This window comes from Microcoleus sp. B4-C1, from assembly GCF_036705285.1.
Classification (GTDB): domain Bacteria; phylum Cyanobacteriota; class Cyanobacteriia; order Cyanobacteriales; family Microcoleaceae; genus Microcoleus.
Window position 1 is genome coordinate 89,734 of the sequence record NZ_JAUBUC010000004.1, and the last position, 12,605, is coordinate 102,338.

Consider the following 12,605-nt stretch of genomic DNA (forward strand, 5'->3'; position numbering starts at 1 on the left):
TTGTAAACCTACGCAAATACAACCATGACAGATAATCTTCCGAATCAAATGCTTCGGCTGATGTCCGATGGGCAATGGCATAGCGCCCATGAGCTAATCGAGAGCGTTAGCCATCGGTTTTCAGCAACCATGCACATTCTGCGAAAGCAAGGCTATCAGTTTGAGAAACGTCGCCTGAGCGGACAACAGCACGAATACCGACTATTGCTGAACGTCAATAATAGGATGTAATGCTATTTTGTCAGGGGGTTTGAAGGAATTTTTCTCTTTCTACCCCTCTAAAGATAGAGTGCTAGAGACAAACTATTCTGACAACAGAAAATTGGCTGTCCTAGTCGTCAAATTTGTTTACCCTACAAAAGTTAACCATGCTCCAAATTTCCCCAACACTGACTGAACTTCAGGAAATTGCTTCACAACTTCCCGAACAAATTCCTTACCTCAAAATGCTAATCCTCTTTGGTTCTCGTGCCAGAGGTGATACTCACCCAAAAAGTGATTGGGATTTTGCCGCACTTTACGATGAAAAGCTTAGGGAAGAATATTGCCAAGACCGGGGATTTTCTTGGTTTGAAGTTCAAGGAATTTTGGGTCAACTTTTTAGAATAAATAGTGACGATATTGATGTGGTGGAATTACATCGCTGTTCGTCGCTAATTGCTCATTTTGTAGCGCGAGATGGAATTTTACTGTACGAAACAGAATTAGGTAAATTTGAAGCTTTTAAACAACAATGTTTCATGACTGATGCAGAATTAGAAGTGCTGCGTCAGAATCTGCGACAAAAAATCGAGGTTGCGTTGCAAAGGAGGGGAGTATGAAGGAGATTGAGCCTGCCATCGTCCTAGCTAAGCTGGATTTTATGACAGACTATCTAGAGAGTTTAAGTTCTTTTGAGTCAATTTCTTTAGAAGAATATCTCACAAATCGAGGAAACCAGTTAATTGTAGAACGATTGTTGCAACTAATTATTCAAGTTGCACTTGATGTCAATAGATATTTGCTCAAGCGCTTAGAAGTCCAGCAACCGAATAGCAACTTTGATGTTTTTATAGAAGTTAGCAACTGTGGCATTATAACAACGGAGTTAGCTAAAATCCTATCTCAATCCGGTGTTTTGCGTAACCGTCTGGTACATTTGTCTGACGAAATCGATCCTGTCAAAGTGCATCAAGCCATCGATCTTGTATTGCATAAATACCCGATTTATCAACGGCAAGTCACTAATTATCTAGATTCTCTTAGAGAGAATAATAGCTAAATAGTAATTAATCTAAAAAATGATGAACTTATGAGGGCGAATTATGTCACTAAAAAGTCTGCTTTTTGACGAAGAGCCTCAAACTTTAGACCACCGCTACTTTAGGGAAGTTCGTCCCAAACTTTACCAACTGCATACCAATCACGGACAGTATGGCACTCGCCAAGGACGTACCCTTGCCGAACACCTCGATTCGGCTTGTCAGTTCGTTTTAACAGTTAGCAAAATTGCCGGAGTTCCCGATGACAAACGCGCTTGTATTCTGGCCGCGACTGCCGTTCACGATTTGAATAAGCTGGCAGACGACGGACGCAATGTTAAGACGTTGGCACGCGATCGCCCTTTTTTGCTACAACAACTCGATCGCGCTTGTGTTGCCCAATTCGCCCAAACCGACGAACAACTCGAACTCGTCCGCCGCCTGATAGAACGCCATTCCGGCCACAGCGCCAGCGATGGAATACGTTTTTTGCCTGAAGACCCCAATATTAAACGTTGGGCCGCGATGTTGATTGGGGGCGACTTATTTGACTTAGGAATTGAGGAAAATCAGCGCATTCGCAAAGTTGAAACCGAGTTAACCGTTGCATTGCAGCGTGACAGTAAGTTGTTTCATGTCACTCTTTCCGAAGACCGAGGTTATTTAACTTCGCTGTTGCTGTCAGCTTGTGAAGAGGTTTTGCACGATCGCAATTTGCATACTCTCGCGATCGATCCCAACGGTCAAATTTTTGTCGGATCAGCCTTTCCCGACGGCGATTTAAGCCCAATCATTGCTAAAAAATGGCAAAAAAAGATCGATCGCGTCTTTAGCAGCAACGTCGAACAACTCGTGAACGCCACCAAAGACGGCATCAAAATCGACCCGCAAGCCATCCAACAAAACCCCGATGCAACTTTAGACGAAGTAGATAAGTTACTGCTAAAAAAAGCCAGCGGTTACAAAGTCGAAAAAGTCGCCAAGGATATTGAAAAATATGGCGGAGATGCTGGAGAAAATGCCGTTACCGCAGCCGCTGCTGTCGGCTTGCATCCAGTTTCAACTGCCGATGAATTTGCCATTTCTGAAGGGCTAAAAACCGCTTACCTCAGCTATCGGGCCGCCGAACTCAGCCCCAAGGATGTTTGGGACCGAATTGCGACACAAGTCGGATTATCCCCAGAACAGCGATCGGCATTGGAACCGTTTAACGCCCAGTACGGACGCTGTTTGTTTGCGGCTAAATCCATCGAGGGCGATCGCGAACAGAAGTTAGAAAAGGTATTTGCCACCTTAGAAGACTCATTTCAACTGCGCGGCAAAGCCGAAGAGATAGACGTATCTGAAGAATTAGTAAATGCCGTTCGGCAACTGCTCAACTTTTCTACACCTACGAACTGGCAAGGCTTTAACGAACTCACAGCCTACATTGAAGCCAACCCGCGCCAGCGCTGTTCCTTGGGGACGACATCGCTACAAATCGGCGAATTGAGTTCCCCAAAAATGCCACCGGGAACCAAAGTCCAAGCTTTTTCCAATCGTCTTCCCGGCGGCATGATTGCTGAACCCAAACGGCGGGCAGATAACTTATCGGCATTGGGTTATCAGTTGATGGCGGTTGGTGCAAATTTCCCGAACTCTGTCAAACAAGACCCGCTATATCTTCACTTTGCCCTGCCAAAAGGATCGAGTATTGAACTCAGAACAATTTGGCAAAATTTTCTGAAAAATACCGCAGCCCACAATGAAGATGGGACAGTAACAGTTGACGAAATTAAACTTTACCGCGAAAACGAGATGGTTTTTCAATCCAACAAAATGGTTGGGTTTGCACTGCCAAAACGTCCTGAATTTATCAACTCAACTGTAACGATTCCCGTACTGTGGGGAGAAGTTAATAACTCCGTCGCGTTGCTGAAATCTCTCAGGTTGGCATTGGAAATGAGTTTGGCATTTGAGTTTGGATTTCCCTTTGTTTTGGGTGCAAATCTGGAAGTCGAACCAACTTGGGATTTTTTCGGAAAAGTTGAGGGAATTCCGTCATCTTTGCAGCCACTATTAGGCAGCGGCCAGTATCGGCGAAACGGTCATTTATCCAAGGAAGAACGGCGCACGACTGTCACGGCAGAGCAAGTTTTAGAACGGCTGCGCTGTATCGGAAAGCTAGCTATTTCGGTGGCAAGTATTCAGAAAAAAGATGACTGTTTGTATGACTTGGCGCGGGCGGCAACTCGTCCGTTAAGTTTCTATTATGTCCTGCTGCGCTGGCTGCTGCGGGAACAAGATGACCCCAATTTGGAGGCAATTTGGTCTCGGATAAAAGAACCTTTGAATACTTTACTGAGGAGTCTCATGTCAGAAGAACACGAACTAATTAAACAGTACATCATGGAATCTGCAAAAATGGCAGTCCAATATAATTTGCGGGGAAGTTCGCATAAACGTACTGCCAAAACAGAACCCTTTACTGCTTTCTTGCAAGCTGTGAGATCTCGAAAAGCTCATATGTCTTGGGATGTTCTATTTGCTGCACTCACACAAGAGTATCGCGTCCGCTTAGCAAGAATTCTTAGACAGTCACAAATTAGTGACGAGCGAGCAGAGAAAGTCAAGCAATACTATCAAATTTTGAGAAAGCTTTTTCAAGAAGTTTATCATGAACGGGCTGATCGCTTATTGATAGATCGCAAAACTCTTGAAGCAGCTTACTTATTCTTTTTTGAAGAAGCAAGACAAGAATTAAAGCTCTCACATGAAACTGAATCTGCAACCACATCTGTAAACAATTAGGAGAATTCAAAATGTCGATCGCAAAATTGCAACTATTCCTCGCCCCGAACTACGAAAACTTCCCCAAAGGCCGCACAATTGGGATTGTTGTCCTTCGTACCACGCAATCGGAAACCATTTTTCGGACAGAGGGAACGGGCGAACCGATGTGTAGTGAATACGTGCAAGCTGGCATTGAAGATACCGAATCAATTCCTCGGTTGGTGATGACAAAACGCAAACAAGTTGCACCAGAAAGGCGGAAAGGACGAGAGTTTTTGCGATCGCACAATCTTCTCTATACTGCAAAAAACGATGCAATTTGTGCTCTCAATACCAATGCGCCTTGTGAAATGTGCGTTGATTGCTTCCTCTACGGCTTCGCAGCGGGGGGAGAAGGGGCGCAAAAAAGTCGGGTGTGGACAGAGGATGCGTTTAGCGTGTTGCATTCGACGGAACTAATTGCCGATCGCACCATCAATGCTATCTTTGAAACCGGAACGATGCGCGATGAAAAAGGTAATGCTTCGACGGCCCTCAACACCAGCGAATACATCAAGCCTGGGGTTCACTTCCTCGATATTGTCACCCTCAAAGATGTCACCGCTGACGAACTGCGCTACACCATCGGCAACATTTTATTAACCACTCGTTACGGTGCCGTTTCCAGCCGCGTCGGACGCATGGACAATCAAATTCTCGGTGTATTTGGCGGCATTGCCGAACTGCCGAGTTCCCTAGAATTGGTACAAGGAATTTATGACAAGCTGAAAGCCAAAAATACCGCCCTAGAACATCCTTTAAAAACCGCATCTTTAGTAGATGCAACTCAGGAAATAATCGGCACTTGGACAAATAAACGAGGTATTTCGATGCAGCTTTCCCCAACAGAATGTGACGCGCTGATTGCCGATGTCGATCGCCATTGGTCACTACCGGAACAAGAAACCTTCCTCAAACGCTTGGATGAATCCTATGCACCTTGGCGGAAGGTGAAGAGTGAAGGAGGCGGGAAGAAAGGAAAAGGTAAAAAATCGGAAGAATAGCGATTGTAGGGAAGGGGAAAGCCTTTCGCCCTTCCTGCAATTACGAAACAGGAGAAAACTCTACATCTTCATACAAATCCTCGATTGCACAAGAAAAGTCAATACTAGCTAGATGAATTGTATCTCCTGCTATATGCGGATAGAGCATCCACTGTCCGAACTCGTTGCGGCGAAAAACATCGACTTGGATGCGAGTTTGACTGATGAGGAGATATTCTTGCAGGGTTTCTAAATTGCGGTAATCTGCAAATTTGTCCCCGCGATCGAAAGCTTCTGTTGTCTCAGATAAAACTTCCACAATCAAACAGGGATAGCGCAAGAAATTGCTAAACTCTCTGTCCCGACGATCGCAAGTAACCGCAATATCTGGATAGTAATAGGTGTTAATCGTCTCAATCCGAACTTTGGTATCGGAAATATATGGAAGACAACCTCGTCCGCGCAGATGATTTCTCAGCAACACATACAGATTTCCAGTAATTAGCACATGAGTATTACTTGCCCCTGCCATTGCGTATATATCGCCCTGCCTGTATTCATGTTTAACCGAATTGGTTTCCTCTAATTGCAGATACTCTTCGGGAGAAAGATAGCCTGAATTTTGACTTGCAATCATATTCTTAATCCATCCTTATTAATTTATGACTCAAAACCCATCCAACTCCATTTTGACACATTCCACGGCACGCTTAATCGAACTCTGGTGCGCCGAACCGGTGTTTTTTGCCTCGCGGGAATTGTCTGATACTTATTATACCGAAGGGGCGATCGGCAATTATGCACTAGCCTATGCTTTAGGTTGGGCGCGATCGCCCTATCGCCTCACCGGCCAAGACACCAGCAGACCTCGGTATATAGAAGATTTAACGCCCCTTTCCGGTAATAGCTACATCCTCCCCGCATGGCCGGCTGGCGGCACTTTATCCTTCCGATTTGAGCGGTTTAACGCCCTTTCTGACTCCTATTGGTATGCGATGACAAATAACCGAGTAGCAACGGCGCGGGAAGATTTACCCCTCAGTAGAACGGGAAAAAAACCCAGTACCTATCGCCCTAGCAACTTCCCCCAAACCGGGCGATTGCGAGTAATTGAACGGGGAAATCGGTTTCAGACATTAGTATTTGGCGATCGCGAATTACCCGAATACATCCGCGTCGGCAAATTCACCAGCAAAGTCCGCGTTGAAATCGTTAAAAAATTCGATGTGGTGCAACTTCCTAGAGGCGATTATCGCTGCAATACCTATCTCAGCGCCGCTGATTTGCCTGCAAATATCGAACTTCTTGCTTTCGACTTAATTTCGATGCCACCCGCATCGTTATTGAAAAATCTTTCGTTTCGCGGTGAGGCGCTACAAGTCGGCGATTTCATTTTCCCAGCTAACCTTGAATTTTGTGGTGGAAACAACAATGGATCATCTGAAAATTAAACTCGAACCGGCCAGCATTTCTGCTTGTGATAAGTTGCCTAAACAACTGGAATTTTTGGGACAAGCCTTGCAGCATCAAGTCGATGTTTATGAAGCGTCTGAAAATAATGATATCATTCTCGACCTCGCACCGACTGGAACGGGAAAAACCAAAGCCGGATTGAGCGTTTTGCTGCACAATTCTCAGCGCAATGCTATCTATATCGCCCCGACAAATGCCTTAATTGACCAGCAAACGGAAGCCGCCGAAAAATTTGTTCGGGATGCGGGTTTACCTCATCTCGTAAAAGCTGCTTCTGCTAGACAAGTCAATTCCTGGCCCGACGATCGCGTTGGGAAACGTTCGGGCGAGAAAATCTATAATGTTTTGCGCGAACCTGCAACTATTTTTCCCGAATGCGGTGGCGGTAGACCTATTTTGCTGGTGACCAACCCGGATATTTTCTACTACGCTGCATTTTTTCAATACAATCCACTGGATCGCGGCAATATCGCTAGTGAATTTTACAGCAGTTTCTCGACTGTAATTTTCGATGAATTTCATCTTTACGATGCCAAACAATTAGTTAGCTTGTTTTTCTATCTCGCTTTATCGAAAGAGTTTGGCTACTTTCAGCACAAGCGAAAAATTGTTCTGTTGACGGCAACGCCAGAACCGGCTTGCGAAGAAGCCTTAAATGTCTTAGGAAAAAATGGGGTAAAAATTGCTCGAATCGATGGCAAAAGTCAAATTAGTTATCTACGTCCTTCTCAAACTGAAGTCAACCTAGAAATTCGCAAGCAGGTTGATAAAGAAACTACGATCGCAGAAATTGTGCAAGAAGTTCTGCGGCGACTCAGAGAAAATCCCGACCAAAATGGGGCAGTAATTCTTGATGCCAAAGATACCCTAGGGCGCATTTCTGACCAATTGCGCGATCGCGGATTTGCCGATTTCTGCGGGCGGATTACGGGGGATACACCCAAGGAAGAACGCCCGCTGGCCGCCCAAAAACAAGTGATTCTAGCTACGAGTACCGTCGATGTGGGCTTCAACTTTGATCGGGAGAAAGAAACACCCCGGCAAAATCTCGATTGGTTGATTTTTTCCACGCGCGATCGCTTTTCATTCTGGCAGCGCATCGGGCGTGTCGGAAGGGTTTTAGGGAGAACGCAAACCGAAATTCCTTCTGAGGCGATCGCCTATTTGCCCGATCGCGCTTGGGAACAAGGTATCGAACAACTTGACTGTAGCGGTGGACGCAAAACCCTGACAGAAATGTTAGAAAGTCTAGAGTGCATGAAGCGTCCCTTTCTCGATATTTACTGGCGTTCCGAAGCCTTTCTAGAAATTGCTCGACCTCTACTAGAACTTGAAGATAGCCTACACAATTTAGAGCAAGAAAGTTGTGTTCACGAACTCTATTATACGCTTCAAAAATTGCTAGGTGGTTCTCGCCGTTGGGACGACTATAAATACCGAATGACTTTAATTCGGACGGCAGAGAAACTTGCCTTAGCCCCACTGAAACCTCGACGCAAAAATGAGTGGTCTTTTGTTAAAGTTCTGTTTAAACAGCCTCCTTTTTTGAGAAAGCAGTTTATAGAAAAGTTTCTGGAGTGTCAACATCCAGATATTCTCAATCGTAAAGAACTTACGATGGATGAGATAGAGAAAGACTTTCGTCAATATGAGAATTCAGCCGCCAAACTTAAAGAGTTTGCGATTTTCTGGAAAACGGTTTGGTCTCCCCTTTTCCAATTTCGACAAAATTTATTTGAAAATGTCAAAATTTACGACCCCCATAATTTTTTACTCGATGAAGTCGGCGAAACCAATCTCGACCCCATTCACCTGCTGAGATTTTTTGAATTTGCCTCAGATGAAAATGGGATTGTACTTACCCATCGCGCCACCGAAACTTACGGACTAAAATTTGCATTGCAAGTTGCAGATTTAGAAGATTTTGCAAACAACTATCTTTGCAAACTGTATGCTTTTAAAAATTGTACGATCGAACGGACGATCGACAACTGCGTGCGTCCAACAGCGCTAATTTCCCAGCTTACACCGCCCTTAATGCCCGGTGTGATTGTCCGAGAACATCGCAAAAATCGCTGGGCAATTCTCAAACTCAGAAAACAAGGAATCGAATGCTATCCGATTATGGTCAAAGATAGCTTTGCTAACGAACAAGAATATACATTCTTTCCGAGTTTATCCGGCATTTTGGCGATCGCCTCCGCTGGCATCACCTTAAAATGTCCTGACAATCAAGAATTCTGGGTAGTTTAAATTATGCCGCACAGCCTAGTCCTCAACATCCTCCCCCTGGCCCCAATTCCCCCCGGATACCTCACCGGAAGACACCTGCACGCCCTGTTCCTCACCCTCGTGAGCTCCGTTGACAAAAAACTCGGCGATCGCCTCCACGATGCCACCGCCCAAAAATCCTTCACCCTCAGCCCTTTGCAAACTAAAAAATGCCCATTCAAAAAACACCATTTCCTGCAATGGGAACACACAGAACCGATTCCAGAACATACCCTCTGTTGGTGGCGGATTACTCTGCTTGATGACACTCTATTCGGCAAATTAACTAATCTTTGGCTGAATCTCAATCCCTCGAAGCCGTGGCATCTCGGACCCGCCGATTTGATGATTACTAAGATTCTCGGAACGCCCCAAGTAGATCAGCCTTGGGCTAATGCTTGCGATTACTCTCAATTGTACGATCGCGCTTCCGAAACTAATCGCTTAATTGCCTTCAGTTTTGCAACTCCTACTACCTTTCGACAGGGAAAATTTGATTCAGTGATTCCTACTAGAGACTGCGTTTTTAACAGTCTCCTCAGTCGGTGGAATAAGTACAGCCCGATCGCAATTCCCGATCAGTCATTCGATGCACTTTTTTCGACATTTGTCAACATCAAAAGTGAAAGATTGACTAACTATCAAAGCGATTTTGTCGGCATGGTTGGGGAGGTTAGTTATCGGATTTTGGGAGATGTCGAGCCTTTAGCGATTAAGCAAATTAATGCTTTGGCTGATTTTGCTGTTTACTGCGGGGTGGGGAGGAAAACTCCGATGGGGATGGGAATGACTCGGCGGATTGTTGTTAAAAAAGTTCTTGATAACTGAACGTAAAACCCATAGTCCGCCAGGGGTTGAAACCCCTGCCTCAAAGCTCAAGTCCTCTTAAGAGGACTGGAAGTAGGAATGATTAAATTACTTCTTCAGTTGGTTTCAACCTTGGCGCTTACCGTTACCGAGAAGCTCAAAATATCATCAATGATTAAATTACTTTCTCAGTCGGTTTCAACCGGTAAGTTCATCTTGGGGCTTAGACGCTCCCGTCAATGATTAAATTACTTCTTCAGTCGGTTTCAACCGACTTTAGCTATGAGACAGGGGTTTCAACCCCTGGCGGACTGGGGCATCACTAATTAATTCTCAATTACTAATCTCCTACAAACCATCAAAAACATGAACGATTTTGATTACATTTCGATCGCAACTCTCAACCAGTATTCTTACTGTCCTCACCGCTGCTGGCGAATGTCTTGTGCGGGAGAATTCACCGATAATCAGTATACCATAGAAGGGACAAGTTTGCACGATCGCGTTCACACGATGGGCGAGATTAACCGGGATGAAACTTGGCAGGTGCGGGCGATTTGGCTGAAATCCGAGCGCTACAAACTGATTGGTAAATCGGATTTGATTGAGTCGGCGGAGGGTGAGATTTATCCGGTGGAATACAAGCGCGGCCGGAAGGGGGAATGGGATAACGACGAGTTGCAAGTTTGCGCCCAAGCGCTTTGTTTAGAGGAGATGACGGGGAAAAATATTGCCACTGGATATGTGTATTACGCGCAGTCGCATCAGCGGCAATTAGTCGAGATTTCTGAGGGTTTAAGACAGGAAGCGATCGCAACTATTTCTGCTATAACGGCTCTTTTTACCCAAGGGATTATCCCCCAGCCTGTTTACAAACCCCGGTGCAAAGGATGCAGCCTTTATTCGCAATGTTTGCCGCAAGCTACTGAGAAGGTAAGCCGGTATCAGGAAGTTAGTTAATTTATTCACAGGAGAGTTCAAAATGGGGACTGTTTATATTACTCAAGATGATGCGTTTATTGGCAAAACTGACGAACGCCTCACTGTCAAAGCGGAGAAAAAAAATCTTTTGGATGTGCCGTTAATTAAAGTTGATGGTGTGGTTGTTTTTGGACGTGCTACCGTCTCGCCTGCTGTGGTTTTTGAACTGCTCAGCCGTCACATTCCTTTGACTTTTCTCACGGGAACGGGGCGATATTTAGGCAGGCTGGAGCCTGAAGTTACTAAGAACATTTTTGTGCGATCTGCTCAGTGGAAAGCAGCAGGGGAATCCGAGATGGCTATACATTTAGTTAGGGGGTTTGTACGCGGGAAGCTAAAAAATTACCGCACTATTTTATTGCGACGAGGACGGGAAGATTCTCAACTGGATTTGCAATCTCATGTTAAGCGGCTGGATGGAGCGATCGCGCCTCTTGACAAAACTAACTCGATCGCTTCTCTCAGAGGTTTGGAAGGGGCTGGCAGTGCGGCTTATTTTGGCTGTTTCAACCAGTTAATTAAATCCTCAAAGTTCCAATTTGAAGCCCGCCGCCGCCGTCCTCCAACCGATCCGGTTAATGCTTTGTTAAGTTTAGGCTATTCGTTGCTGCGACATGACGTTCAAAGTGCTGTAAATATTGTAGGGTTTGACCCTTATTTAGGATACTTGCATTTGGAACGCTACGGCCGCCCTTCTTTGGCTTTGGATCTGATGGAAGAGTTTCGACCTTTGGTTGTGGATACATTGGTATTTTCGGCTGTAAATAAGGGGCAGTTGAGTCCTGATGATTTTATAACTGAACCTTTGAGCGGGGCTGTTTCTTTGACTAAGGATGGGTTGAAAATTTTTCTGCGCCTGTACGAAGAAAAGAAGCAATCTAAATTTAAGCATCCGGTGATGGGTGTTCAGCATACTTACCAAGAAGCTTTTGAAATTCAGGGGAGGCTGTTGGCGAAGTATTTGATGGGGGAAATTGACAAATATCCGCCTTTGGTAATCAGATAAGAGCGATCGCGGAGGTTTATTATGTATTTTGTTGTGAGTTACGATGTTTCCGATGATAAGCGGCGGACTAAGATACACAGCATTCTCAAGTCTTACGGGCAGTGGGTACAGTACAGTATTTTTGAGTGCGAACTGACTCCGACTCAGTATGCTAAGTTGCGATCGCGCTTGAGTAAGCTCCTTAAGTGCGATCGAGATAATATCCGCTTCTATTCTCTGTGCGCTTGCTGTCAGGGTAAGGTGGAACGGATTGGTGGAGATCCTCCGAGGGACAATACGGTATTTTTTGTTTGAGAGACTGGTTTGGAGGGTTTGGAGAGAGGAGTCGCGGGGCTCCTCTTTTGTATTTTGCGACGATGGGTAGGTGTAAAAAAGCGGGCCTGAAAAAAAGTGGCTGGATTCTATGAGGGATAAGGGGTTGAGCCTGTCTGGAGTCAAAATCGATCGTCGCAAACGCTGAAAGGGTTACTGGGAAACGATTTCAGAGATTTTGGGCGGTAGCCCCTTGACAACCCAGAGGCTGAAATGATACTTTTAGTTTAGGTCATCGCAAACGAACCTTGAAAATTAAATAGAGTAAGGCTTCCAGAAACCTGCTATTGCAATCAACCTAAACCCCTACCAGGGATTGAAACGGAACTTTTGGAACTCTGCAAGAAAAAGGCGATCGCTAATTGCAATCAACCTAAACCCCTACCAGGGATTGAAACTGGACTAACGAAAGTCCCGAAGTGTTGGAACTTTTGGAATTGCAATCAACCTAAACCCCTACCAGGGATTGAAACAGCGACGCTCAAGTCAAAGGAGCAATAGCCGCACATTGCAATCAACCTAAACCCCTACCAGGGATTGAAACTCATTATCTGATACAAAATGAACGGTATCACCCATTGCAATCAACCTAAACCCCTACCAGGGATTGAAACTCACAGCATCGCGCTGTTTTTGGGTTAGTTTGTATCCAAATTGCAATCAACCTAAACCCCTACCAGGGATTGAAACATATTTCCCCCCCCCCCCGACATCAGAATA

12 protein-coding genes and 1 CRISPR repeat array (1 of these 13 running past the window's edge) are annotated in these 12,605 nt (G+C 45.1%); of the genes, 11 read left to right on the forward strand and 1 reads right to left on the reverse strand.

Going from position 1 to position 12,605, the window contains the following annotated elements:
- Window positions 1-24: 24 nt before the first annotated feature.
- The 5 genes from QUB26_RS02760 to cas7d all read left to right on the forward strand — a co-directional run bounded on the left by QUB26_RS02760 (window position 25) and on the right by cas7d (window position 5,056).
- The gene (locus QUB26_RS02760; protein ID WP_333316460.1) at window positions 25-231 is read left to right on the forward strand and encodes a hypothetical protein; all 207 of its coding nucleotides are present in this window, start codon (window positions 25-27) and stop codon (window positions 229-231) included.
- A 137-nt stretch (window positions 232-368) separates the two neighbouring features.
- Window positions 369-821 carry a type VII toxin-antitoxin system MntA family adenylyltransferase antitoxin gene (mntA, locus tag QUB26_RS02765; RefSeq protein ID WP_333316462.1) on the forward strand — a complete coding sequence of 151 codons (453 nt, stop codon included), beginning with the start codon at window positions 369-371 and terminating at the stop codon, window positions 819-821.
- Window positions 818-1,261 carry a type VII toxin-antitoxin system HepT family RNase toxin gene (hepT, locus tag QUB26_RS02770; protein WP_333316463.1) on the forward strand — a complete coding sequence of 148 codons (444 nt, stop codon included), beginning with the start codon at window positions 818-820 and terminating at the stop codon, window positions 1,259-1,261. Before mntA ends, hepT begins: the two co-directional genes overlap by 4 nt.
- A gap of 43 nt (window positions 1,262-1,304) precedes the next feature.
- Window positions 1,305-4,031, forward strand: coding sequence for a CRISPR-associated protein Csc3 (locus tag QUB26_RS02775; RefSeq protein WP_333316465.1), 2,727 nt, complete (start codon window positions 1,305-1,307; stop codon window positions 4,029-4,031).
- An 11-nt stretch (window positions 4,032-4,042) separates the two neighbouring features.
- The gene (gene cas7d, locus QUB26_RS02780) at window positions 4,043-5,056 is read left to right on the forward strand and encodes a type I-D CRISPR-associated protein Cas7/Csc2 (protein ID WP_333316467.1); all 1,014 of its coding nucleotides are present in this window, start codon (window positions 4,043-4,045) and stop codon (window positions 5,054-5,056) included.
- Between the two features lie 40 nt (window positions 5,057-5,096).
- Here cas7d and QUB26_RS02785 read toward each other — a convergent pair whose 3' ends face one another.
- Window positions 5,097-5,672: a Uma2 family endonuclease gene (locus tag QUB26_RS02785; protein ID WP_333316469.1), complete on the reverse strand. Its 576-nt coding sequence runs from the start codon at window positions 5,670-5,672 to the stop codon at window positions 5,097-5,099.
- 25 nt (window positions 5,673-5,697) lie between these two features.
- Here QUB26_RS02785 and cas5d point away from each other — a divergent pair, with 25 nt between their 5' ends.
- From cas5d to cas2, 6 genes are all read left to right on the forward strand, one after another.
- On the forward strand, window positions 5,698-6,486 hold the full coding sequence (gene cas5d / locus QUB26_RS02790; RefSeq protein ID WP_333316471.1) for a type I-D CRISPR-associated protein Cas5/Csc1: 789 nt from the start codon (window positions 5,698-5,700) through the stop codon (window positions 6,484-6,486).
- Complete coding sequence (gene cas3, locus QUB26_RS02795; RefSeq protein ID WP_333316472.1) at window positions 6,467-8,761, forward strand: type I-D CRISPR-associated helicase Cas3'; 2,295 nt, start codon at window positions 6,467-6,469, stop codon at window positions 8,759-8,761. The genes cas5d and cas3 overlap by 20 nt, the downstream gene beginning before the upstream one ends.
- 3 nt (window positions 8,762-8,764) lie before the next feature.
- Window positions 8,765-9,607: a CRISPR-associated endoribonuclease Cas6 gene (gene cas6, locus QUB26_RS02800; protein WP_333316474.1), complete on the forward strand. Its 843-nt coding sequence runs from the start codon at window positions 8,765-8,767 to the stop codon at window positions 9,605-9,607.
- A 345-nt stretch (window positions 9,608-9,952) separates the two neighbouring features.
- Window positions 9,953-10,546: a CRISPR-associated protein Cas4 gene (cas4, locus tag QUB26_RS02805; protein ID WP_333316476.1), complete on the forward strand. Its 594-nt coding sequence runs from the start codon at window positions 9,953-9,955 to the stop codon at window positions 10,544-10,546.
- 22 nt (window positions 10,547-10,568) lie between these two features.
- Window positions 10,569-11,573, forward strand: coding sequence for a type I-D CRISPR-associated endonuclease Cas1d (gene cas1d / locus QUB26_RS02810; RefSeq protein WP_333239742.1), 1,005 nt, complete (start codon window positions 10,569-10,571; stop codon window positions 11,571-11,573).
- 21 nt (window positions 11,574-11,594) lie between these two features.
- Window positions 11,595-11,867 (forward strand): CRISPR-associated endonuclease Cas2, encoded by a 273-nt coding sequence (cas2, locus tag QUB26_RS02815; RefSeq protein ID WP_333121065.1) that lies wholly within the window; start codon window positions 11,595-11,597, stop codon window positions 11,865-11,867.
- A gap of 304 nt (window positions 11,868-12,171) precedes the next feature.
- A CRISPR array of direct repeats spans window positions 12,172-12,605; the repeat unit is 37 nt; unit sequence ATTGCAATCAACCTAAACCCCTACCAGGGATTGAAAC (it continues 8,929 nt past the right edge of the window).

Bases quoted from the DNA above. Each gene is read 5' to 3' on its own strand.
- cas6 (WP_333316474.1), top strand. From the start codon at position 8,765: ATGCCGCACAGCCTAGTCCTCAACATCCTCCCCCTGGCCCCAATTCCC.
- hepT (WP_333316463.1), top strand. From the start codon at position 818: ATGAAGGAGATTGAGCCTGCCATCGTCCTAGCTAAGCTGGATTTTATG.
- mntA (WP_333316462.1), top strand. From the start codon at position 369: ATGCTCCAAATTTCCCCAACACTGACTGAACTTCAGGAAATTGCTTCA.
- cas7d (WP_333316467.1), top strand. From the start codon at position 4,043: ATGTCGATCGCAAAATTGCAACTATTCCTCGCCCCGAACTACGAAAAC.
- QUB26_RS02760 (WP_333316460.1), top strand. From the start codon at position 25: ATGACAGATAATCTTCCGAATCAAATGCTTCGGCTGATGTCCGATGGG.
- QUB26_RS02785 (WP_333316469.1), bottom strand. From the start codon at position 5,672: ATGATTGCAAGTCAAAATTCAGGCTATCTTTCTCCCGAAGAGTATCTG.
- cas2 (WP_333121065.1), top strand. From the start codon at position 11,595: ATGTATTTTGTTGTGAGTTACGATGTTTCCGATGATAAGCGGCGGACT.
- cas4 (WP_333316476.1), top strand. From the start codon at position 9,953: ATGAACGATTTTGATTACATTTCGATCGCAACTCTCAACCAGTATTCT.
- cas3 (WP_333316472.1), top strand. From the start codon at position 6,467: ATGGATCATCTGAAAATTAAACTCGAACCGGCCAGCATTTCTGCTTGT.
- QUB26_RS02775 (WP_333316465.1), top strand. From the start codon at position 1,305: ATGTCACTAAAAAGTCTGCTTTTTGACGAAGAGCCTCAAACTTTAGAC.
- cas1d (WP_333239742.1), top strand. From the start codon at position 10,569: ATGGGGACTGTTTATATTACTCAAGATGATGCGTTTATTGGCAAAACT.
- cas5d (WP_333316471.1), top strand. From the start codon at position 5,698: ATGACTCAAAACCCATCCAACTCCATTTTGACACATTCCACGGCACGC.